Origin of the sequence: Bacteroides hominis (assembly GCF_033042785.2) — a bacterium.
Classification (GTDB): Bacteria; Bacteroidota; Bacteroidia; order Bacteroidales; family Bacteroidaceae; genus Bacteroides; species Bacteroides hominis.
In genome coordinates, this window is sequence record NZ_CP178829.1 from 3,989,341 (window position 1) to 4,012,201 (window position 22,861).

Genomic DNA, 22,861 nt, shown 5'->3' on the forward strand with positions numbered 1-22,861 from the left:
AAAAGCTGCTATTAGTAAGTTAATAACGTAACTCTACAAAGTTAACTTCGTAGTTGCAGGAAGTTAACTTTGTACAAATACGATATTAACTCTTTATTATCTAACAAGTTAATATCGTATATATAAATTATCAATCGATTCTCAGTTCTTCGCGAAGAAACTTCGGGGTATATCCTTTTGTACTCTTCGCAACCTCTTCCGGTGTCCCGAAACTGAGAAGTTCCCCTCCCCCTTTACCGCCTTCGGGGCCCATGTCGATAATGTAATCCGCCATCTTTATCACATCCAGATTATGCTCAATGACGATCACAGTATTACCTTTATCCACCAATTTATTTAATACTCCCATCAGCACACGGATATCTTCAAAATGCAGACCGGTAGTCGGTTCATCAAGAATATACAAAGTCTTTCCCGTATCTCGTTTCGAAAGCTCCGTTGCCAATTTTACGCGCTGGCTTTCACCTCCCGAAAGGGTGGTTGATGATTGCCCTAATTTAATGTATCCCAATCCAACATCCTGGATAGTCTTAATTTTGTTCAGAATCTGAGGAACATTTTCAAAGAACTCTACCGCACGGTTAATGGTCATATCGAGCACATCGGCAATGGATTTTCCCTTGAAACGCACTTCCAGAGTTTCGCGGTTATAACGTTTGCCATGACAAACTTCACATGGAACATATACATCGGGCAGGAAATTCATTTCGATTGTCTTGTAGCCATTCCCGGAACATGCCTCACAACGTCCGCCGGAGACATTAAAAGAAAAACGTCCGGGTTTATAACCACGAATCTTAGCTTCCGGCAATCCGACAAAAAGACTGCGGATATCTGAAAAGACACCGGTATAAGTGGCAGGATTGGAACGCGGAGTACGCCCCAACGGAGACTGGTCCACATTGACAACCTTATCTATGTTCTCCAATCCTTCAATAGAATCGTATTCCAAAGGATCCTGCAAAGAACGATAGAACTTCTGCGAAAGTATCGGTTGCAAAGTTTCATTTATCAACGTAGACTTACCACTACCGGATACTCCCGTAACACAAATCAGTTTGCCTAACGGAAATTCGACATCTACATTCTTCAGATTATTCCCTTTAGCGCCACGCAACCATAAAGATTTTCCATTACCGGGACGCCGCTTGGAAGGCACTTCGATGGCAGTTTGTCCGTTGAGATACTGTGAAGTAAGCGTACTGGTCTTCAACATCTTTTGCGGAGTTCCGGCAAAAACAACTTCTCCCCCCAGTCGTCCGGCTTTAGGCCCCATGTCAATCACATAGTCGGCAGCCAGCATCATATCTTTATCATGCTCTACCACGATCACAGAGTTACCCATATCACGCAGTTCTTTCAAGGAGTTGATTAACCGCAGGTTATCACGTTGGTGCAGCCCGATGCTCGGCTCGTCAAGAATATAAAGCACATTGACCAGTTGAGAACCAATTTGTGTGGCCAGACGGATACGCTGACTCTCCCCACCCGACAGACTAACGGAACTGCGGTTTAAAGACAGATAATCCAATCCTACATCCAACAGGAATTTTAAGCGGGTACGTATCTCCTTCAAAATCTCTGCGGCAATCATTTTCTGCTTATCCGTCAGAAATTCGTCCACTTTCATCAACCAGTCATACAACTCATTGATGTCCATATTTGAAAGTTCATTGATGTTTTTATCATGGATACGGAAGTGGAGTGCTTCCTTATTCAGTTTCGCTCCCTTACATTCAGGGCAAACTGTGGTTTTGGCAAATTGTTCCGCCCATTTCTGTGCAGTGGCGGAAGCATCTTTCTCCTGCAACATCTGGATATACTTGACAACACCTTCATACGTCACAAAATAATCGGAAGAAGTACCTATCAAAGAGCTTTTTATCTTGATACGTTCGTCCGAGCCATACAGAATCTCGTCGATTGCATCATTTGGCAAATCTTTTACGGGAGTCTTCAATGACGCATCATATTTCTCCAGCAAAGCACCGATCTGCCAGAAAATCATTGCATTCTTATATTTACCTAAAGGAGCTATCGCCCCTTCATATATAGACAACTCTTTATCAGGAATCACCTTATCTACATCAATCTGACTGACTACCCCCAATCCCTTACAACGCGGACAAGCTCCCTGCGGAGAATTGAACGAAAAGTTGTGCGGAGCCGGTTCACGATACGACAGTCCCGTGACAGGGCACATCAGGCGTTTACTGTAGTGACGGATACTCTCTGTCTGTGCATCAAGAATCATCAATAATCCGTCGCCCTGCCGCATAGCAGTAGCGACACTCTGTTTCAACCGCTTGTCATCCTTATCTTCCACGATAAGCTTATCCACAACGACTTCGATGTCGTGGTTTTTATAACGATCCAGTTTCAGTCCGTGGGTGATTTCGCGTACTTCTCCATCTATACGGACATACAAATATCCCTTTTTGCGAATCTGCTCGAAGAGTTCTTTGTAATGTCCCTTACGTGAACGCACCAAAGGTGCCAGCATATAAATTTTCTTTCCTTTATAATCTTTCAGGATCAGTTCCAGTATCTGTTCCTCAGTGTATTTCACCATCTTTTCTCCCGAGAGATAAGAATAGGCTATTCCGGCACGGGCATAAAGCAGACGGAGATAATCGTAAATCTCTGTAGTAGTGCCGACCGTGGAACGGGGATTTTTATTCGTAGTCTTTTGTTCTATGGAAATAACCGGACTCAACCCTGTAATCTTATCTACATCCGGACGCTCCAGATTGCCCAGAAAGTTGCGGGCATAAGCCGAAAAGGTTTCAATATAGCGGCGCTGGCCCTCTGCAAATATTGTATCGAAAGCAAGAGATGATTTCCCGCTTCCACTCAGTCCGGTAATCACAGTCAGGCTGTCACGTGGTATTTCCGCATCAATGTCTTTCAGATTGTGTACGCGCGCACCGTACACATTTATATATTCTGTTTCCTGCATACTCTAACTTTTATTGAGTTGCAAAATTAATGTTTCCGCCCGAAATATAGTTTTAAAAAACACAATATTATTTTCTTAACTCAATATATTATGTGAATCTATGACATTATTCGTACCTTTGCCGTAATCAATTGAGAATTGAATAGTAAAAATTACAAATTAAGATTAATAAATTGATGAAATCAATCAAACGAATCTTCTTTCTCCTGTCTTTTATCAGTGTTTCCTATTTAAGCACATTGGCACAAGAGAACCAATCCTACTTCCTTCACACTATTGAAAAGGGGCAAAGCTTATATTCCATCTCAAGTATGTATGGAGTCAGCAAAGCAGATATTATTCGCCTGAACCCCGGTTGTGAGGACAAAATCTATGCAGGACAAGCCATCAAAATCCCACAGAACAAAACCGCCCAGAAAAGTGAAATGTTCCATACCATTCAACCGGGAGAAACCCTTTATCGGTTGACAACCACCTATAAAGTTTCTGCAAAAGCCATTTGTGACGCCAATCCGGGATTAAGTGCAGAGAACTTCCGTATCGGACAGGTTATCCGTATCCCTTCCGCTGCAGAAGCCATCGACTCTACAGTAGAAGCAGTAGTCACAACTCCCGAACAACCCATTATCCAACCGGCTGTAAAGCCCCGTTGCAGAGACATGCACAAGGTGAAACGCAGAGAGACTATTTTCAGCGTCAGCCGTGAATATGGCATTTCTGAACAGGAACTGATTGCAGCCAATCCGGAGTTGAAGAACGGTATGAAGAAGGGACAATTCCTTTGTATTCCCTACCCGTCAGAGAAATCGGCAGTCACTACTCCACAGACAGACACCAATATCACACCGCCAAGCAACAGCGAATTGTTCCGTGAAAACAAAGAAACACCCAAAAGCATTTCTACCATCAAAGCGGCTCTCTTGTTACCCTTTGACGACAAAAGAATGGTAGAATATTATGAAGGCTTCCTGATGGCAGTCGACAGTCTGAAACGTACCGGCACTTCAATCGATCTATACGTCTACGATTGCAATAAAGAAAGTTCATCATTGAACAACATTCTGGCAAAAAGTGAGATGAAGAATATGAATGTCATTTTTGGTCCGGCACAGCAACAGCATATTAAACCGTTAGCAGCTTTCGCGAAGAAAAATGATATTCGCCTGGTTGTCCCTTTCTCTTCAAAAGAAGGCGAAGTATTCAGCAACCCGTTTATTTATCAAATCAATACTCCACAGTCTTATCTGTACTCCGAAGTCTACGAGCACTTCACACGTCAATTCCCGAATGCTAACGTGATTCTTTTGGAATCTTCGGTTGTGGATAAAGATAAAGTTGAATTTATCAAAGGCTTAAAACAGGAACTGGGAAGCAAAGGGATTCCGGTGAAAACATTAAAGGAAAACGCCCCGGTGGAAACGCTGAAAGCAACTTTGCGTAACGACAAAGAGAACTTCTTCATCCCCACCTCCGGTAACGATTTGACGCTTTTGAAAATCATTCCCCAATTGACATTACTTGTAAGAGATAACCCGGAAGCGCGTATTCATCTATTCGGTTATCCTGAATGGCAAACTTATACAAAGGATCATCTGGAAAGTTTCTTTGAGCTGGACACCTATTTCTATTCGTCATTCTACACGAATAATCTGCTACCTGCTGCAATCAACTTCACTCATGCTTATCGCAAATGGTACAGCAAAGAGATGGAAGAACGGTACCCGAAATACGGTATGCTGGGTTTTGACACAGGATACTTCTTCCTCAAAGGACTGTCCAAATACGGTTCCGAACTGGAAAAAAATCTCCCTCTGATGGATTTAACTCCTATCCAAACCGGATTTAAATTCCAACGTGTCAATAACTGGGGAGGATTTGTAAACAAGAAAGTATTCTTTGTCCATTTCACAAAGAACTTTGAATTGATTAAACTTGACTTCGAATGAAAAAGAATCAACTGAAATCAATCCTACTGGGAACTGCTTTGCTGGCAGGAATTGTACTGCCGGCAAATGCCCAGATAGGCGAACAACGACATAATTTTGCCATCGGAATTAATGGAGGTGCAAATTACAGTACCGTTTCTTTCCAACCTACCATTAAGCAAAACGGATTATTAGGAATTACCGGAGGAGTAACAGCACGTTATATTTCCGAAAAATACTTCGCTATGATTTGTGGAGCACAATTGGAACTTAACTTCTCGCAACGGGGATGGGACGAAAAATTCGACCCCGAGCAAGGCTTTTCTTCAGAAGACTCTTATGTCCGTACCCTGAACTACCTTGAAATACCTTTTCTTGCCCATTTGGCTTTCGGCAAAGACAGAGGAGCACAGTTCTTCATCAACCTGGGACCGCAAATAGGTTTCTTGTTAAGCGAAAACGAAAAAAGAGAAGGTAGTTGGAAAACAGCCAATCGGGCACCCAACGAACAATATGGAAAACGGATAGAAAATAAATTCGACTATGGAATTGCAGGTGGCGGCGGAATCGAAGTCAGGACTAAGGCCGGAAATTTTCTTTTAGAAGGAAGATATTATTTTGGACTGGCCGATTTTTATAACAGTACCAAAAAAGACTATTTTGCACGTTCGGCCAATAGTACCATTACAGCAAAAATCACTTATTTATTTGACATAAAGAAGTAAAAGCATATAAATGAATTCACCACAAAGGATATAGGATGTCTCTATGGACACCATATCCTTTGTGGTGAGTCTTTTTTATCGGAGACGGTCGGCAGCCTTTACCATCACTTCATCCCGTCCTATCGCACGAATAGCCAAATAGTTGAGAATAATCGAAATCAACGGCAGGCACAACGCCCATGAAATCTGAAAAGCAGCATTCAGATCTTTCTTCAGGACAAACATAAAAGCAAGAAAGGTAAGATAATAACCAATCAACAAAATGCTATTGAATATCGACATGCGAATCTGCAACATACGGTTCTTGAAAAGAAAGATTGTGGCAAATGCGATGATTGCACTAAGCAACAATATACCAAATACTCCCCAAGTAGAATAAAACATTCCGTTCTGTTCCACCCCCAATGGTTTGAAAGTATACATGGCAGCATCAGCACCTATAAAACTGCCGACAGGCAGACACATACTTGTTATCAGTAATGCAGTAACAAGCAAAAGATAAATCGTTTGAATTCGTTGAATCATAGTTTTTAAAGTTGTGTTTAATCCGGAATAAAAAAGTCAAGCAATAAGAGATAGAAGAATAGACTCCTACTTACTACTTGACTGTTAACTCTTCAACCGGCGAAGAAAATTACTGTAATTTTTCTTTTTCCTTTGCCGGGTTTCTATAATAGATCTTTCCTTCTACATACTCTTGCGCAGCAATCAAATCGGGTTTCGGCAATTTCTCGTAGTAACGTGAAATTTCGATCTGCTCTCTATTTTCAAATACTTCCTCCAAATTATCGTTGTAGGAAGCAAACTCCGCAAGTTTCTTGGAAAGGTCGTTCTTTATTTCCACACTGATCTGATTGGCACGCTTACCAATGATAGCTACTGTTTCATAAACATTACCGGTATCGGCACATAAGTCCATCATATCACGGGTAATGGTATTCGTCGGAGCATTTGTTTTCTTGTAATCCATAAATCTATTTATAATTTAGTCTTTAATTACTTTTTGAGAATCTTTGAATATCCTTTCGGCTTCCTTCAGATATTTACTTTCCGGAAATTCATTCTTGAAAGCATAATATTCGTCTACCGTTTCACGGTAACGATCCATCTTCTTGTCTTCCACACTATTCACCGCCATTTCATACTTGGCCCGGAGAATCAATATAGACAGTTCTTCACGATAATCAGTATAAGGATAGTCCTTTAAAGCATTCTGGGCAGTGATCACACAAGACATGAAGTTATTGCCCAGATAATTACCAAGATTATAATATAATCTGGCAGACAGAAGTTCTTTCAAAACCAACTTGTCCTGCAAAGCAAAAATCATATTTTGTGCCTCCTGTTTTCTGCTGCTCTGGGGATAATATTCCAGAAACATCTGCAACTGCTGGATAGCCTGATAAGTACTTGATTGATCCAAACGGGGTTCGGGAGTATCCAAATACAGAGCTTTACCGGCATGGAAGCGGGCCAACTCTGAGAACTGACCGCGCGGATATGTATTGAAGTAAGTGATAAATGACTGGGCCGCAGTAGAATAATCTTTCTGATTATAATAACTCATAGCCAGCATGTATAATGATTCTTCTGCTTTATCCGTACCTTTCAGGATAGTTATCAACTCGTTCAGCAATGTAGCCGATCGATTATACTGACCTTTAGCGAAGTAGTTCTTAGCGGCCTCATACTTGTATTCGTAATCGGTGCTTTTTAGCAACTTATTGTACTCTCCACACGAGGATAAAACAGTAGCTGCAAGCAGCGTTATAATGATGTTCTTCTTCATTCTATATTTAAATAATGCGCAAAGTTAAAGATTCGCGCTGAATAAACCAATTAATCAATGTTTTTTAAGATAAAAAAGAATGGAAGAATAGAGTTTAGTTACGAATAGTGAATAAGCGATGATGGATGGTTAATTTATAAACAATGCAACAGTCATTCACTAACCACCCATCACTACTCACAGGTTTTACAGTTTATACAGGTCGCTTGCCGCCAGCAAGTCAACTTTCTTCTCTGTTAACACCCGGATACAATTTTCCATATCGTTGGGACGGATAATCACATTTGCAGAATTATTATTGGCAAATGAATACATATATTCAATGAAAACCCCTTCATTGGAAAGATATTGTAATACTTTAGCCAACGCACCGGGCACGTTAGGGCAGTTAATACCTACCACCTCCGTCACATTGACTGCGAAATGGTTATCTTTTAAAGCTTTGTAAGCCTTATCCGGATCGGATACAATTCCGCGGAGAATACCAAAATCGGCGTTCTCAGCAATGCAAAGAGCCGAAAGATTAATACCTTCCTTTGCCAATACTTCAGTCACCTCTGTCAGTCGGCCTGATTTATTTTCCAAAAAAATGGAAAGTTGTTTTGCTACCATAATAAATGACTTTATATTTATATTCGTTATAGTTTTCTATTATCAATCACACGCTTCGCTTTACCCACACTACGCTCGATGCTGCGAGGTTCCACCAACTTCACATCTACTCCCAAACCTAACACACTCTGCAAACGTGCTGTCAGCTTTTTCTTTAAAGCCAGCATCTTATTTATTTCATCCGAATAATAGTCCGGACGAACTTCAACTTTCAGTTCCATAGTATCCGTATTATTCTTACGGTCGATAGTCAGCAGGTAATGCGGCTCAAACTCTACCATTTCCAAAATAACAGATTCAATCTGTGTGGGGAATACGTTGACTCCACGGATAATAAGCATATCATCGCTGCGTCCCAGAATACGATCCATACGTACCAAAGTACGTCCACAAGAGCATTTTTCATAATGCAATGCGGTCAGATCTTTCGTCCTGTAACGCAATAGAGGCATACCCTCTTTAGTCAGATGGGTGAAAACCAATTCACCGGTTTGCCCGGGCTCTACAGGCTGTAATGTATGCGGATCTATTATTTCAGGGAAGAAATGATCTTCATTCAAGTGGGTACCGTTTTGACACTCACATTCATATCCGACGCCGGGACCTGCAATTTCACTTAATCCATATATATCATAAGCCTTAATCCCTAATTTTGCCTCGATGTCTTTACGCATGCTTTCTGTCCAGGGTTCCGCACCGAAGGCGCCTGCTTTCAGCTTAAACTCTTCACGCGGGAAACCGGAATCATTAATCGCATCAGCCAGATAAAGGGCATAAGACGGTGTACAACATAGGACGGTTGATCCGAAATCATGCATCAAAGTAATCTGTTTCTCCGTATTACCACTCGACATGGGAATAACTGAAGCCCCGATATTTTCGGCACCGGCATGTGCTCCCAGCCCACCTGTAAACAGACCGTAGCCATATGACACCTGAAATATATCCGAACGGCTTGCTCCATAGGCCGTAAAGGCTCGGGACAAACACTCTGCCCAGGACGATAAGTCTTTACGGGTATACCCTACTACAGTCGGTTTGCCGGTAGTACCCGATGATGCATGGATACGTACAATCTGACTCATAGGCACGGCACACAGTCCGAATGGATAATTGTCGCGTAAATCTAATTTAGTGGTAAATGGTAGTTTGGAGATGTCTTCTATTCCGTTGATATCATCAGGAGTGATACCTAATTCTTGCATTTTCCTACGATAGAACGGCGTATTGTGATAAACGTATTCTACTATTTTCTTTAGTCTAATGCTCTGGATTTTACACAAATTATCGCGTTCCATGCATTCGATGCTCTCATTCCAAATCATGTCTTTCGTTGTATTTTGTTAGTTATGTTGTGCAAAGTAAAGGATTTATTTTAAAAATCTATTTGTTTATCTCAACTATTTTGCCGAATATTGTCTTCTGAAAGAAAAAAGAAACATGAATTTTGAATTAACATCCGCATACAAGCCAACCGGAGATCAGCCGGAAGCAATCGCACAACTGACCGAAGGAGTTCTTGAAGGTATACCGGCACAAACGTTACTGGGTGTAACCGGTTCCGGAAAGACATTTACCATTGCCAATGTTATTGCCAATATCAATAAACCTACGTTGATTCTGAGCCATAACAAAACGCTGGCAGCTCAGCTATATGGTGAGTTTAAAGGATTTTTCCCCAATAACGCTGTCGAATATTACGTCTCTTATTACGATTATTACCAGCCGGAAGCCTACCTTCCGAGTTCGGATACATATATAGAAAAGGACCTCGCTATCAATGATGAAATTGACAAGCTCAGATTGGCTGCAACTTCAGCTCTCCTTTCCGGAAGAAAAGATGTGGTGGTGGTATCTTCCGTATCTTGCATCTATGGTATGGGAAATCCGTCGGATTTCTATAATAATGTTATTGAAATAGAGAGAGGGCGAACCATCAACCGCAATGTGTTTCTCCGACGATTGGTAGATAGTCTGTATATGCGTAACGACATCGAACTCAATCGTGGAAATTTCCGGGTAAAAGGAGACACGGTAGACATTTATCTGGCCTACTCGGACAATTTACTTCGGGTTACCTTTTGGGGGGATGAAATTGACGGCATCGAAGAAGTAGATCCGGTTTCCGGAGTAACCATCGCACCTTTTGAGGCTTATAAAATATATCCCGCCAACCTGTTTATGACTACCAAAGAAGCAACCTTACGCGCCATCCATGAAATAGAGGATGATCTCACCAAACAGGTTGCCTATTTCGAATCTATCGGCAAAGAATATGAAGCGAAACGCCTTTATGAGCGAGTAACATATGATATGGAAATGATACGGGAACTGGGTCATTGTTCCGGCATCGAAAACTATTCACGATACTTTGACGGTCGTGCAGCAGGTACACGCCCTTACTGTCTGTTAGATTTTTTTCCGGATGATTTCTTGATTGTAATAGATGAAAGTCATGTAAGTGTTCCGCAAATACGTGCTATGTACGGAGGAGACCGGGCCCGCAAAATTAACTTGGTGGAATATGGCTTCCGACTGCCTGCCGCAATGGACAATCGCCCGTTAAAGTTCGAAGAGTTCGAATCAATGGCTAAACAGGTTATCTATGTAAGTGCTACCCCCGCCGATTACGAACTGGTGCAATCAGAAGGCATCGTCGTTGAGCAAGTGATCCGCCCTACTGGTCTATTGGATCCTATTATCGAAGTACGCCCCAGTCTAAACCAAATAGACGATTTGATGGAAGAGATCCAACTCCGTATCGAACGGGAAGAGCGCGTACTCGTAACTACTCTGACTAAACGTATGGCTGAAGAATTAACGGAATATCTATTAAATAATAATGTACGTTGTAACTATATCCACAGCGATGTGGATACCTTAGAGCGCGTCAAGATCATGGATGATCTTCGCCAAGGTGTATATGACGTATTGATCGGGGTAAATTTATTACGTGAAGGACTTGATCTTCCGGAAGTATCACTGGTGGCCATCCTCGACGCAGATAAAGAAGGTTTTCTCCGTTCACACCGCTCATTAACCCAAACAGCCGGACGAGCTGCCCGAAACGTAAACGGAATGGTAATCATGTATGCCGACAAGATCACGGACAGCATGCGACTGACCATTGACGAAACTAACCGCCGCCGCGAAAAACAACTCGCATACAATGAAGAGCATGGAATCACTCCACAGCAGATTAAGAAAGCACGCAACCTGGCTGTATTCGGCAATGGTAACGAAATGGAGGAAACGCAAAAAGCAACCCGTGCATACGTGGAACCCTCTTCACCCAATATTGCCGCAGACCCGGTCGTACAGTATATGAGTAAAGCTCAGCTGGAGAAAAGTATGGAACGCACCCGTAAACTGATGCAAGAAGCAGCTAAGAAGCTGGAATTCATTGAAGCTGCCCAATACAGGGACGAATTGCTCAAGATGGAAGACTTAATGAAAGAGAAGTGGCCAGGATAAAAAGCACCTTGGTTTTGATAGAATAACAAGTAGTTAGAATATATCGGAGAAACCATCTTTTTCTTAATTATCCTAACAAATTCAATTAAGAAATAAAATAAATGTTATAAAATCAGGCGTTTCTAATAAAACGCTTGCCAATACTTGAAAAAGCTGTATCTTTGCAATGTGTTTTTCATAGTATTAGATTTAAGGTTAACAAAGGTTGGAGCAAGGCGTTGCTCCTTTTTTTATGCTTTCAAGTCAACTTTCAACCCAAATCCCTATCTTTGCAAAGAACTCTGAATATAATAAATGAAAAAGATTATCTTTATAGGAGCACCTTTATTGCTGACAGTTCTTGTAATTACCATCTATGTATGTAATCGGACTATTCAGAAAAACAGTGAAGCATATCTTTATTCAACAGTATCCGATATTCCCTATAATAAAGTAGGTCTGTTATTGGGCACCTCGCCCAAATTGAAAAACGGGAAAAACAATCTGTATTTCGACTATCGGATTAAAGCTGCCACAGAATTATATAACGCAGGAAAAATCAAATATATATTGGTGAGCGGTGACAATCGGAGAAATGATTATAATGAACCCGAAGAAATGAAGCAGGCATTAATTGCCACAGGTATTCCCGAACAGCAAATCATATTAGACTATGCCGGTCTGAGAACATTGGACTCTGTTATAAGAGCGCATTTAATTTTTGGTCTGGAGCGTTTCACTCTGATTTCACAAGAATTTCACAATGAACGGGCTATTTTTCTGGCTCAGCAAAACCATCTTCAGGTTATTGGATATAATGCTCAGGACGTGAGTGCATATGCCGGCTTTAAAACCAACCTTCGAGAATTACTGGCAAGAGTAAAAGTCTTTATGGATATCATTACCGATAAAGCTCCCAAACATCTTGGGGAAAAGATAGAGATACCGGAATAATAATTTTAATATTTCCCTAATAACTCAGTTATCATGAAAAACATGCAAAAGTTGCTATTTCTTTTTTTATTGTCGCTGATGCCATTTTCTTTCCTGTGTCATGCTCAGACGACTTATCGAATGGTGACAAGAAATTACTCTCCGGTCACAGATTCTTATCCACAAAAGGTTTCTGATTTTAAAAAGGCAGACAGTGTCTACCATTTCACCGTAAAAGTATCCAAAGCTTATGACGATACCTTAAAAAGAAAAGTAGCAGAAAAGGCCCTTTATATCCCCAATGACATCTATGACGAAGAGGTTGCTCCTTATCTGAACCCAACCAAACTTATCGACTATTCTTCTCCTACTATCGAACTCATAACAGACTCTTTATTCAAAGGTGAAGACAGTACAATGATAATTATTAAAAAAGGCTTAGAGTTTGTATCCCATTATATAAGTTTTGACGATTCTTTAGCCATGGCTATTTCAAAAGGTGATTGTAAAACATTGGATGTAAATCATATCCTCCAAAGAAAGAAAGGTACTTGTAGCGAATACACCAATTTGTTCACGGCACTTATGAGAAAGAAAGGAATTCCTTGCCGTTTTGTTGCCGGCTTTATTTTTATACCTGAACAAAAATTCTATGGATGTCATGCCTGGGCCGAATGTTACCTTAAACAATACGGATGGATGGCAGTAGACCCGCAATCTGGAAAAAGCTGGCTACCGACAACTATAATCCGACTCTTTGCCGGAAAAGATTATGCAGACTGCGGACTGAACTCTTTCATGGATTTAGTACCTAAATCTATAGAAATAGTAAAAGAATAAATACATATCAAAAATATAGAAAGGTGAATAACATTCAGATAATTATGGAACAACAACTTCAACTCAACAACCACAACAAACAAGAATATCCCTCTATGCATACGAAAGAGACATATTATTTTGTTTTTTAGACAAAAGAACATAAGAACAAAAGAAGGAATATGGAAATAGAAAGTTTAATAAAAACTATTATTCAGTGTGCTTATAATGTAAGAACACATCTTGCTGCGGGTTTTCTTGAAAGTGTTTATCAGAAAGCATTAATGATTGGATTAAAGGAAAAAGGTATTCATGCAGATACAGAAATGCCTATAAATGTATATTACAAAAATGAAATTGTGGGAGAATTTAGAGCGGACATAATCGTAAAAGGAAAAATAATCATTGAGCTTAAAGCTGTACAGCATCTTCTTCCCATACACGAAACTCAATTAGTAAATTACTTAACCGCTACCAATATAGATCACGGCTTATTAATAAACTTTGGCGGTGAACGCATTGAAATAAAAAGAAAATTCAGAGAATATAAACATTTATAATCACCCATAAGAAAAAATATGTTCTTTTGTTCTTATGTCTAAAAACAATAAAAATTTGTCTATTATGGAAATAAACCAAGCAGCCCCAAAGTTTCAGGATGTGTCAATCGCACCTATGCATACAGCAGAGCATTTGCTCAATGCTACTATGGTAAAAACATTCGGATGTCCACGTTCACGTAATGCACATATCGAAAAGAAAAAGAGCAAATGTGATTACGAACTTCCGGTTTGCCCAACCGAGGAGCAGATTCATGCCATTGAAGAAAAAGTAAACGAAGCCATCAATCGCCATTTACCTGTAACCTGTGAGTTCATGACACACGAAAAAGCCAAAAGCATCGTAGACCTGAGTAAGCTTCCGGAAAATGCAAGCGAAATGTTGCGTATTGTTAGAATAGGAGATTACGATGCCTGCGCCTGCATCGGGCAACACGTAGAAAACACATCGGAAATAGGCATCTTTAAAATTATCAGCTACGACTATGCCGACGGAAAATTACGCCTTAGATTCAAACTGATAAAATAGGCATGTAATGGTATCGAACGACCGAGGGATTTTTAACAAATATCTTATCAAAGTATAAATAGGAGAACAATTTGACAGCAAGACAGCAAGATTGGCATTACATCTCTGACATTTAGTCAAACAAAGAAAGAATATGGCACTGGCACAGGTTTTGTATCTTCTTTAGTGAACAACGGTTCAAAAGAAAGAGCCGGAGTTCAAAAATTAACCTGAATGTTTAACTAAAAAGATAGGAGACTAAATTATGATGCCTGTTAGAAGATCTCAGAATTGGTTACCAAGTATCTTTAATGATTTCTTTGATAACGAATGGATGGTAAAAGCAAATGCTACTGCACCTGCTATCAACGTAATTGAAACTGAAAAAGCCTACAAAGTAGAGCTGGCTGCACCGGGAATGACCAAGGAAGATTTCAACGTGCGTATTGACGAAGAAAACAACCTGGTAATTTCAATGGAAAAGAAAACTGAAAACAAAGAAGAGAAAAAAGACGGTCGTTATCTGCGCCGTGAGTTTTCGTACTCAAAATTCCAGCAGACAATGATTCTGCCTGAAAATGTAGACAAAGATCACATTTCCGCACAAGTAGAAAATGGAGTTTTGAATATTGAATTGCCCAAATTAAGTGAAGAAGAAGTGAAGAAACCGGACAGAACCATTGAAGTTAAATAAGCTCATTGAATAAGGAAAGGTCCCCTAACACAAAGAGGACTAAGGGCTACACCGGAATTATTCTCCCTAAGGAGATGAAGTTCCGGTGTATTTTTTTATAAAGTGCAACACAATTAGCCCACGCCAAGATGGAATAAAACAAACATTATATCATTATTCCTTCAATAACATCAAGTCTGTCATCCATCTTTTTTTGAATATTCAACCGGCACTTCATCAATTAGATTGCTTTAATTAGGAAATTTGGTAATATATGTTGTACCTTTGTAAAACTATTATTAACCTATTATATATACAATGGAAAAAGAAACGTTCGACTACTCAATGGTTCCCAATAATTTTAGTTTATGTACAGAACAAGATTGTCCAAATGCCGATACTTGCCTGCGTCGCATTGCGTACGATCATGTTCCGGCAAGTATAACTTTTCTGTCTATACTGAATCCGAAAGCAAATAAAGAAGCGACAAGAAAAAGATGTCAACATTACTGTTCAAACGAAAAAGTACGTTATGCTAAAGGATTTGTACGCACTACGGGAATCCTGACGGTAAATGCAGCGAGTACATTCCGCTACAAGCTAATTGCCACTTGGGGAATCAGACGATATTACCAGAAGCGAAAAGGGGAAACTTTACTCTCTCCCGCCGAACAACTACAAGTCATCTCACTTGCCCAAAAGCTGGGCGTTCATCAAGAAGAATACTTTGATAATTATATAGAAGAGTACAAATGGCATAATGAAACCGATTAAAGGATCACTTCATATTACCGGATCTACCTTTTAACAATAGGGCCTAACTCCTCCGGCCCCAAAGGAATATTCCGTTTACATACCGGGGTAAAGGCATTTACATACCGGGGTAAAAGGATTTACGCACGGAGGTAAAAGACGTTACATACCGAGGTAAATGGTTTTACATAGCAATGTAAAACCATGGTAAATATAACATTTTGATAATCAGCGATTATTTAGTAAACCATCATAAAGCAATATCCGGAGAATAGCAGTATTTACGTAATACAGACATCAGTCTTGCCTTATCTACCGGCTTGGCAAGATAATCATTGCAACCGGCTTCTAATGCAGCTGCCTTATCGGAGTCGAAAGCATGTGCCGTAAGCGCTACAATGGGTAATTCCTTATTGAACTTCCGAATCTCGACTGTTGCCGTCAGTCCGTCCATTACAGGCATTTTCATATCCATCAGCAAAAGATCAATCCTGTAGTTCTTCGCCATCTCTACAGCTTGCTGTCCATTCATGGCATGAAGCAAATTATAATGCTTACACAGCATGGCCGATAATAACAGATAATTACTTGAGATATCTTCTGCTATCAGAATCGTCTTTCTATCCAAAGCCGCATTCAGATTCCGGCCATATGTCATATTCTCTTCATCTATGCTTGGCCCGATATGCCTTTCGGGCTCCCGCCCGGTTTTCACTTCCGGATTGCAAGGAATAATGGCCCAGAACAGAGAGCCTTCATGGTATTTAGATTCAAAACCGACACTTCCTCCCATCGATTCGGTAATTGCCTTACAGATAGAAAGGCCGAGCCCTGTGCCTTGAGCAAACTCATCGAGTTTCTCGAACCGATGGAAAACTTTATTCTTTTTCTCCTCCGGTATGCCGATACCTGTGTCTTTTACATACAGACGGATTCCTGTATCCATTACTTCATACCCCATTTCTATAGATCCTTTCGGAGTATATTTAATGGCATTTGTGACATAATTAGTCATCACTTGTGCCACACGGTTTCTGTCAAGTTTCACCAGACACACATCATAAGGATTAATCGTCACCAACCGGACTTCCGGATTAACCATCCGTTGCTTCATAGAAGATGCCATGCCATTAAAATATTCGGCCAGATCAAAATCTTCATATTTTAGTTCCACCGAACCGGACTCCAATTTCGACAGGTCCAGGATATCATTAATAAGTTTCAGCAACAGTTCGTTATTGGTATTGATAATCTGCATATACTCTTCTCTATCAGCCTGCTCTTCCGAGTTCATCAGTAAATCAGAGAAGCCGACAATCGCATTTAGCGGTGTACGGATTTCATGACTCATATTGGCAAGAAAAGCTGACTTAAGTTTATCCGATTGTTCGGCCAGCAGCTTCGCCTGCCTCAGTTCTTCGATCATTCTCTCTCTATCAGTAATATCATCCACACGAATCACGATGCCATCTATCTCTTCACCTTCACCAAATACGGGAGTAGCCAATACCTCTACAATCCGGTTGTTTTCCGAATGAAACTTTATCTTTTCCATCTGCCTTGATGCCAATACTTTGCCTAACACACAATTTTCACAGGGAGAAGTCCGGTTATGGGCACTCTTATAACAGCACTCTCCCCGCTTATATGCCTCAAAAGAGAGGCTGGACGAACAGACCGATACATTTTCCCATTGCACAACATAATCTTTAGTGATATAAGCCAATCCGGAATTAGTATTATTCAGTACCAATTCATTCTGTCGGATCAGCCTCTTCAGTTTCTCCTTATTCTTCAGCAAAGTCAATTCTGTCTGTTTATAAGATTCAATGCTGATTGTCATGCCGGAGACATACTGATAAGGAGTATCATTAAGAATAGAGGTCTCAAGCACTCCACGGGTTTGCCACCATTCGTAATTCCCGTTTCCCCGCAAGTCCGCACGATATTCTATGTCCCATTCACCACTATCCTGCTTCAGCACTGCATCCATCGTACCGATGAACTGCCTCCGGTCGTCAGGATGTACACATTCTGCAAACTTTTCAAAAGTATTGATGTCCAAAGCATTCCGCCCTATCTTATCAAATCCCTCACCAAAACTGACTCTTTGCTTCGACGGCTCGTAAAACCAAGTATAAGCATTCATCACCTCCATGGATATGGAAAGAACCTTGGCACGGCGTTCAAGGTCATTCTGCAATTTCTGATCCCAACGAATATTGAGCAACAGACGCTTGCTACCATCATAAATGATATTCTTGCGTACAATGGTATCATAGCTGCGACCATCCTTCAAAATAATTCTTTCTACCCCAAAATAAGGCTTGCCGGTAGTAAAAACTTCCAAATCTGTTTTTTGCATGCGCTCCGCCTGTTCACGATCCAGAATGTCACTTACTGTTTCACCTTCATAGGTGCCAAACATCCGCATACTTTCTTCATTACAGAAAACATAACGAAAATCATCTTCCACATCTTTTATGTGTATAGGCAACGGTATGCTATTCAAAATGTTCTCTTGCAATAACTTCCGTCTTTGTAGCTCTGTATTGTTTTTGCGAAACCCTACGTACTTGACAACTTTTCCATCGACTCCTCTCTCATACGGAGAACAATTCAATTTACAATATTGCCACTCTGATGTATCGGACAGTCTAATCCGGATATCCATTTCATACAGACAATCACAGCCATTAAGCATATCAAGCAAAATGGGTTCCGCCGCTTCTTTCCAATCCTCCGGATGAATATGTTTTTTATAATCTTCAATAGTGAGGGGCTGGGTAGGATCGCAGTTATTAAGTGGTTCATTCTCCGCATAGAACAAATGGGTGCGAACATCAAATTCCCATAAAACCACATCGGCGGCCTGCATGGCCAATGCAGTTTTTTGCTTGCTTTGACGTAATATCTCTTCGGTACGTACCGTTTCGGTCACATCCTGTGCTATAAAAAGGAACTTATCGATCTCCTTATTCTCATCATCCCGGACTACCGATACCGTAATTTCAAAATAACGTATCCCTGATAAAGTTGTCGGATAATAGAATTTGGCTAATTCAAAATCATACTTGACTGTAAAACGAATATTCTCTCCCGCACGCAAGCGGCTCTTCATTTCATCGGGAACATTCGGGTTTTCAAAAATGTTGATACCCAACATATCTTGTTTATCCTTCACCCCCATCATTTTCAGTCCTACACTGTTTATCTCTATCAGGCGGCCTTCACAATCATACAATTCCATCCCTACGGGAAGATTTTCATATATAGTTTGCTGAAGTCTATGGGTTTGAGAAGGGCTTGATGTTTGTTTGCTCATTACGTAATATTCTTAGTATATCTGTTTTCTTTCTACAAAAATACACATAAGTTGCAAGCAAACACAGGTTTATCCTAAATTTTCCAGTCTGTTAACCACTTTTCGAATGCTTTTTGAAGCTCTCCACTGCCTAATTAGCCACTCTTCCGATAGCTCTTCACCGCCCAAATATTGAAAAACAGCGCAAAGGCCAGCAAAGCTCCCAGCTGCGGCAATAAATCGATAAACCCGCTCCCCTTGAGATATACCATACGCATCACCTGCATAAAATATTTCAGTGGATTGAGCATAGTGATCCATTGTGCCCACTCGGGCATACTGCGGACAGGAGTAAACAATCCGCTCATTAAGATTAGAATCAGCATACAGAACCACATGACAAACATGGCTTGTTGCATGGTAGCCGAATGATTGGAAATAACCAATCCAAGACCGGATACAGCCAAAACAAAGATGATGGCAAAGAAATAGATCACCAGAAAATGGCCTGCAGGAAAAATTCCGTAAAGTGCCCATGCCAGAATAAAACAAAGTGTCAGAACCACAAAGCCTATCAACCAATAAGGAATCAGTTTGGCAAGGATAAAAGTGAACTTTCCGACAGGAGTCACATTGATCTGCTCAATCGTACCGGCCTCCTTCTCCCCTACTATATTCAACGCAGGCAAGAAGCCGCAAAGCATGGTAAGCAGCATCACCATCAGGGCCGGAATCATAAACAGTTTATAATCCAGATTAGGGTTGAAAAGATTCTGAGTAAGAATATCAATCCGGGGCAGATTCCCGTTGGCAGCAGCCGGAATGTTTCCACTCTCCGCCTGCAATTCCGTACCATAATCGTTGATGATGGCAGACAGATATGAACTGCCCAAACCGCCCTTGGTCCCATTTACGGCATTGGCGGCCACAAGTACGTGGGCAGCCTCGCCATTCACCCAGTCCTTCTCGAAATCTCCGGGAATTTCAAGCAGCACATCGGCTGTCCCCGCTTCAATCGCTTCCAACCCTTCTTTATAGGAGTCCGGCAAAGCAGTGGTCCGGAAGTAAGTTGAAGCCGTTATCTTATCGACCAGCCTGCGTGAAAGAGCCGAATGATCATTATCTATAATATTCATCCGGATATTTTTTATTTCAAGATTAGCAGCCCAGGGCATAAGAAGCATAATCATGCAAGGGAAGATAAAAATCAACCTCGGCAGGAAAGAGTTGCGGAGCAACTGCTTGAATTCTTTCTCTATAAGATATTTAATCATAACCTGTTTTTGAATTTCTTGAAGCTAATTGTTATCAACACGACTGCCATAAGAGCCAGAATACTGACCTCAGACAGCACAAAAGAAATATCTACTCCCTCAATCATCAATTTACGTACGGCCTGAATATACCAGCGGGCGGGCAGAATATCGGAAATCAATTGCAATACCAGAGGCATGCTCTCTATCGGAAATATCATGCCGGAAAGTAACATTGTAGGCATCATCAAGATCAACCCCGAAGCGAGCATGGCGGCCACTTGCGTCCGTGTCACCGTGGAAATAAGCAATCCCAACGCCAACGACACAAAGATAAAAAGCAATGATACCATTATCAACCAGAACAGGCTGCCTGCCACGGGTACATCAAGTACATAAACTGAAAGCAGCAGAATCGTCGTAAGATTGACAAACGACAGCACAAAATAAGGAACGGCCTTAGCCAGAATAACGAACAAAGGTTTCACCGGAGAAACCAGCAATATCTCCATCGTACCTGTCTCCTTCTCGCGGACAATGGATATGGAAGTCATCATGGCACAGATCAGCATCAGGATAAGTCCCATCACACCGGGCACAAAATTGTAGGCACTCTTCATCTGTGGATTATAGAGCAGTTTCACATCGGGCACAACAGAAGATGCGGACATTCCGGGAGGAAGCATTTCCTGTCGGACGGAAGCTATGACATTAGTGGCGTAACCGGCTTGTGTGGTAGCCATATTCGGATCGGTTGCATCGGAAACCAGTTGCACACGGGCATCGCCTGTATACAGATGATTGGCAAATTGTTCGCTGAATACAAGTGCCATGTCGATTTCATTTTCCTGAAACGCCCTTTCCATCTCCTGTGGAGAATGCAACAGGCACTTCACGGAAAAGTATTCGCTGGCATCCAAACGGTCGATGATCTTGCGGGTAACCATGTCATTCGAAGGGTCGAGTACACCCACACGTACATTTTTCACTTCGGTAGTAATGGCAAAACCAAAGAGAATGATCTGAACAACAGGCATCCCTAACAGAATCAACATAGTCCGTCGGTCGCGGAAAATGTGGAAGAACTCCTTTTTTACAAATGCTATAAACTGTTTCATAGGTTAATCGGCTTTACGCACTGCCTTACGGGCCAGTTGCTGGAATACATCGTCCATGGTATCGGCATGAAAACGTGCCTTTAGTCCGCGAGGGGTGTCAAGTGCCTCGATACGTCCGTCTACCATGATAGACACACGGTTACAATACTCGGCCTCGTCCATGTAATGGGTGGTTACAAAGACCGTTATCCCCCGATCTGCCGCTTGATAAATCAATTCCCAGAATTGCCGGCGGGTAGCAGGATCGACTCCTCCCGTAGGTTCGTCAAGAAACACAATCCGCGGATCATGGAAAATCGAAACTGAAAAGGCCAGCTTTTGTTTCCAGCCTAAAGGAAGGCTCTTCACAAGTGTGTCACGCTCGTCGCTGAACCCCAGACGATCGAGAAGAGCATCTGTCTTTTCGGCTATCTCGCGGTCCTGCATTCCATAAATGCCGGCAAAAAGACGAATGTTTTCCCATACTTTAAGATCTTCGTATAGAGAGAACTTCTGGCTCATGTATCCAATATTCTTCTTCACTTCTTCAGGATGGACGGCAACATCAAAGCCGGCTACCCGTGCTATGCCGGAGGTAGGTTTGCTCAATCCGCAAAGCATACGCATCGCAGTGGTTTTTCCCGCACCGTTCGCCCCGAGAAATCCGAAGATCTCTCCCCGGTTCACCTGAAAGGAGATGTGGTCGACAGCCGTGAAATGCCCAAAACATTTGGTAAGCCGGTCTACCTCAATGGCAAAATCATTTTCGGCATGTACTTCCGCACGTTCCAGACCGGGTGGACAAAGAATGTGACTGAACTGTTTCAGGATTCGTTCCGGCACATCGATCCCCTGTATCTCTCCTTCGTTGATAAAAGCGATACGGTCGCATTGCCGGGCTTCATCCATAATCGGAGTAGAAACGAGAATAGTGATTCCCTGCTCCTTGAGATGCCTCAACATTTCCCAAAACTCCTTGCGTGAAACCGGATCCACACCGGTAGTCGGCTCGTCCAGGAACAGAATGCCGGGTTTGTGAATCAACGCACAACTTAAGGCCAGCTTTTGTTTCATACCTCCCGACAAAGCCCCCGCTCTGCGTTTACAAAAAGGTTCTATCTGCTGATAGATATCTTTCACCAAATCATAGTTTTCGCGGATAGTCGTATGAAATACAGTAGCAAAAAAGTCGAGGTTCTCTTCCACCGTCAGGTCCTGATAAAGCGAAAAACGTCCGGGCATGTATCCCACCTGTTGCCGGATTTGTTTGTAATCCTTCACAACATCGAGCCCGTTCACCGTAGCCGCCCCACTGTCGGCAAGCAACAGTGTGGTCAGGATGCGGAAGAGCGTACTCTTACCGGCTCCATCCGGTCCGATGATGCCGAACAACTCACCGGAATTCACGGAAAAGGAAACCTTCTTCAAGGCTTCTACTTCACCGTAACATTTAGTCACGTCACTGACAGATACAGCTGGTTTCATCATCAGGCATCAT

19 protein-coding genes are annotated in these 22,861 nt (G+C 41.6%); 9 read left to right on the forward strand and 10 right to left on the reverse strand.

What is annotated here, in order from left to right; genetic code table 11:
- Positions 1 to 130 precede the first annotated feature (130 nt).
- Positions 131 to 2,959 (reverse strand): excinuclease ABC subunit UvrA, encoded by a 2,829-nt coding sequence (uvrA, locus tag R3O62_RS16835; protein WP_005778238.1) that lies wholly within the window; start codon positions 2,957 to 2,959, stop codon positions 131 to 133.
- A gap of 176 nt (positions 2,960 to 3,135) precedes the next feature.
- Here uvrA and R3O62_RS16840 point away from each other — a divergent pair, with 176 nt between their 5' ends.
- Positions 3,136 to 4,905: a muramidase family protein gene (locus R3O62_RS16840; protein WP_032540520.1), complete on the forward strand. Its 1,770-nt coding sequence runs from the start codon at positions 3,136 to 3,138 to the stop codon at positions 4,903 to 4,905.
- Complete coding sequence (locus R3O62_RS16845; protein WP_005806564.1) at positions 4,902 to 5,609, forward strand: porin family protein; 708 nt, start codon at positions 4,902 to 4,904, stop codon at positions 5,607 to 5,609. Before R3O62_RS16840 ends, R3O62_RS16845 begins: the two co-directional genes overlap by 4 nt.
- A 75-nt stretch (positions 5,610 to 5,684) precedes the next feature.
- Here R3O62_RS16845 and R3O62_RS16850 read toward each other — a convergent pair whose 3' ends face one another.
- From R3O62_RS16850 to R3O62_RS16870, 5 genes are all read right to left on the reverse strand, one after another.
- The gene (locus R3O62_RS16850) at positions 5,685 to 6,134 is read right to left on the reverse strand and encodes a DUF4293 domain-containing protein (protein WP_005778244.1); all 450 of its coding nucleotides are present in this window, start codon (positions 6,132 to 6,134) and stop codon (positions 5,685 to 5,687) included.
- Positions 6,135 to 6,243: 109 nt separating this feature from the next.
- On the reverse strand, positions 6,244 to 6,579 hold the full coding sequence (locus R3O62_RS16855; RefSeq protein ID WP_005778246.1) for a DNA-directed RNA polymerase subunit omega: 336 nt from the start codon (positions 6,577 to 6,579) through the stop codon (positions 6,244 to 6,246).
- Positions 6,580 to 6,594: 15 nt separating this feature from the next.
- On the reverse strand, positions 6,595 to 7,398 hold the full coding sequence (locus R3O62_RS16860) for an outer membrane protein assembly factor BamD (RefSeq protein ID WP_005806568.1): 804 nt from the start codon (positions 7,396 to 7,398) through the stop codon (positions 6,595 to 6,597).
- 186 nt (positions 7,399 to 7,584) lie between these two features.
- Positions 7,585 to 8,010 (reverse strand): hypothetical protein, encoded by a 426-nt coding sequence (locus R3O62_RS16865; protein WP_005778250.1) that lies wholly within the window; start codon positions 8,008 to 8,010, stop codon positions 7,585 to 7,587.
- A 26-nt stretch (positions 8,011 to 8,036) separates the two neighbouring features.
- Entirely contained in the window at positions 8,037 to 9,335 is a 1,299-nt protein-coding gene (locus tag R3O62_RS16870; protein ID WP_269110356.1) for a phenylacetate--CoA ligase family protein, read from the reverse strand.
- A gap of 115 nt (positions 9,336 to 9,450) precedes the next feature.
- Here R3O62_RS16870 and uvrB point away from each other — a divergent pair, with 115 nt between their 5' ends.
- From uvrB to R3O62_RS16905, 7 genes are all read left to right on the forward strand, one after another.
- On the forward strand, positions 9,451 to 11,484 hold the full coding sequence (gene uvrB, locus R3O62_RS16875) for an excinuclease ABC subunit UvrB (protein ID WP_165015201.1): 2,034 nt from the start codon (positions 9,451 to 9,453) through the stop codon (positions 11,482 to 11,484).
- A 294-nt stretch (positions 11,485 to 11,778) separates the two neighbouring features.
- Positions 11,779 to 12,417 (forward strand): SanA/YdcF family protein, encoded by a 639-nt coding sequence (locus R3O62_RS16880; protein ID WP_005806572.1) that lies wholly within the window; start codon positions 11,779 to 11,781, stop codon positions 12,415 to 12,417.
- 42 nt (positions 12,418 to 12,459) lie between these two features.
- Positions 12,460 to 13,236: a transglutaminase-like domain-containing protein gene (locus tag R3O62_RS16885; RefSeq protein ID WP_165015282.1), complete on the forward strand. Its 777-nt coding sequence runs from the start codon at positions 12,460 to 12,462 to the stop codon at positions 13,234 to 13,236.
- A 161-nt stretch (positions 13,237 to 13,397) separates the two neighbouring features.
- The gene (locus R3O62_RS16890) at positions 13,398 to 13,775 is read left to right on the forward strand and encodes a GxxExxY protein (RefSeq protein WP_186992664.1); all 378 of its coding nucleotides are present in this window, start codon (positions 13,398 to 13,400) and stop codon (positions 13,773 to 13,775) included.
- A gap of 64 nt (positions 13,776 to 13,839) precedes the next feature.
- Entirely contained in the window at positions 13,840 to 14,304 is a 465-nt protein-coding gene (locus tag R3O62_RS16895; RefSeq protein WP_005820550.1) for a hypothetical protein, read from the forward strand.
- Positions 14,305 to 14,548: 244 nt separating this feature from the next.
- The gene (locus R3O62_RS16900; protein ID WP_005778266.1) at positions 14,549 to 14,977 is read left to right on the forward strand and encodes an Hsp20/alpha crystallin family protein; all 429 of its coding nucleotides are present in this window, start codon (positions 14,549 to 14,551) and stop codon (positions 14,975 to 14,977) included.
- Positions 14,978 to 15,274: 297 nt separating this feature from the next.
- Positions 15,275 to 15,730, forward strand: a complete 456-nt coding sequence (locus R3O62_RS16905) for a DUF6078 family protein (RefSeq protein ID WP_005806583.1) — start codon at positions 15,275 to 15,277, stop codon at positions 15,728 to 15,730.
- A gap of 229 nt (positions 15,731 to 15,959) precedes the next feature.
- On the opposite strand, the gene R3O62_RS16910 is transcribed toward R3O62_RS16905, so the two are convergent.
- The 4 genes from R3O62_RS16910 to R3O62_RS16925 form a co-directional block, all read right to left on the reverse strand.
- Positions 15,960 to 19,034 carry a response regulator gene (locus R3O62_RS16910; protein WP_317472770.1) on the reverse strand — a complete coding sequence of 1,025 codons (3,075 nt, stop codon included), beginning with the start codon at positions 19,032 to 19,034 and terminating at the stop codon, positions 15,960 to 15,962.
- A 134-nt stretch (positions 19,035 to 19,168) separates the two neighbouring features.
- On the reverse strand, positions 19,169 to 20,287 hold the full coding sequence (locus tag R3O62_RS16915; protein WP_005806587.1) for an ABC transporter permease: 1,119 nt from the start codon (positions 20,285 to 20,287) through the stop codon (positions 19,169 to 19,171).
- The gene (locus tag R3O62_RS16920) at positions 20,284 to 21,384 is read right to left on the reverse strand and encodes an ABC transporter permease (RefSeq protein WP_032540508.1); all 1,101 of its coding nucleotides are present in this window, start codon (positions 21,382 to 21,384) and stop codon (positions 20,284 to 20,286) included. Before R3O62_RS16920 ends, R3O62_RS16915 begins: the two co-directional genes overlap by 4 nt.
- Before the next feature lie 3 nt (positions 21,385 to 21,387).
- Positions 21,388 to 22,848: an ATP-binding cassette domain-containing protein gene (locus R3O62_RS16925; RefSeq protein ID WP_394854552.1), complete on the reverse strand. Its 1,461-nt coding sequence runs from the start codon at positions 22,846 to 22,848 to the stop codon at positions 21,388 to 21,390.
- Positions 22,849 to 22,861 lie beyond the last annotated feature (13 nt).

Excerpts from the sequence above, each read along its gene's own strand:
- R3O62_RS16855 (WP_005778246.1), bottom strand. The coding sequence starts at position 6,579 with ATGGATTACAAGAAAACAAATGCTCCGACGAATACCATTACCCGTGAT.
- R3O62_RS16860 (WP_005806568.1), bottom strand. The coding sequence starts at position 7,398 with ATGAAGAAGAACATCATTATAACGCTGCTTGCAGCTACTGTTTTATCC.
- uvrB (WP_165015201.1), top strand. The coding sequence starts at position 9,451 with ATGAATTTTGAATTAACATCCGCATACAAGCCAACCGGAGATCAGCCG.
- R3O62_RS16900 (WP_005778266.1), top strand. The coding sequence starts at position 14,549 with ATGATGCCTGTTAGAAGATCTCAGAATTGGTTACCAAGTATCTTTAAT.
- R3O62_RS16850 (WP_005778244.1), bottom strand. The coding sequence starts at position 6,134 with ATGATTCAACGAATTCAAACGATTTATCTTTTGCTTGTTACTGCATTA.
- R3O62_RS16915 (WP_005806587.1), bottom strand. The coding sequence starts at position 20,287 with ATGATTAAATATCTTATAGAGAAAGAATTCAAGCAGTTGCTCCGCAAC.
- uvrA (WP_005778238.1), bottom strand. The coding sequence starts at position 2,959 with ATGCAGGAAACAGAATATATAAATGTGTACGGTGCGCGCGTACACAAT.
- R3O62_RS16870 (WP_269110356.1), bottom strand. The coding sequence starts at position 9,335 with ATGATTTGGAATGAGAGCATCGAATGCATGGAACGCGATAATTTGTGT.
- R3O62_RS16885 (WP_165015282.1), top strand. The coding sequence starts at position 12,460 with ATGCAAAAGTTGCTATTTCTTTTTTTATTGTCGCTGATGCCATTTTCT.
- R3O62_RS16895 (WP_005820550.1), top strand. The coding sequence starts at position 13,840 with ATGGAAATAAACCAAGCAGCCCCAAAGTTTCAGGATGTGTCAATCGCA.
- R3O62_RS16890 (WP_186992664.1), top strand. The coding sequence starts at position 13,398 with ATGGAAATAGAAAGTTTAATAAAAACTATTATTCAGTGTGCTTATAAT.
- R3O62_RS16845 (WP_005806564.1), top strand. The coding sequence starts at position 4,902 with ATGAAAAAGAATCAACTGAAATCAATCCTACTGGGAACTGCTTTGCTG.
- R3O62_RS16880 (WP_005806572.1), top strand. The coding sequence starts at position 11,779 with ATGAAAAAGATTATCTTTATAGGAGCACCTTTATTGCTGACAGTTCTT.
- R3O62_RS16905 (WP_005806583.1), top strand. The coding sequence starts at position 15,275 with ATGGAAAAAGAAACGTTCGACTACTCAATGGTTCCCAATAATTTTAGT.
- R3O62_RS16840 (WP_032540520.1), top strand. The coding sequence starts at position 3,136 with ATGAAATCAATCAAACGAATCTTCTTTCTCCTGTCTTTTATCAGTGTT.
- R3O62_RS16920 (WP_032540508.1), bottom strand. The coding sequence starts at position 21,384 with ATGAAACAGTTTATAGCATTTGTAAAAAAGGAGTTCTTCCACATTTTC.
- R3O62_RS16910 (WP_317472770.1), bottom strand. The coding sequence starts at position 19,034 with ATGAGCAAACAAACATCAAGCCCTTCTCAAACCCATAGACTTCAGCAA.
- R3O62_RS16925 (WP_394854552.1), bottom strand. The coding sequence starts at position 22,848 with ATGAAACCAGCTGTATCTGTCAGTGACGTGACTAAATGTTACGGTGAA.
- R3O62_RS16865 (WP_005778250.1), bottom strand. The coding sequence starts at position 8,010 with ATGGTAGCAAAACAACTTTCCATTTTTTTGGAAAATAAATCAGGCCGA.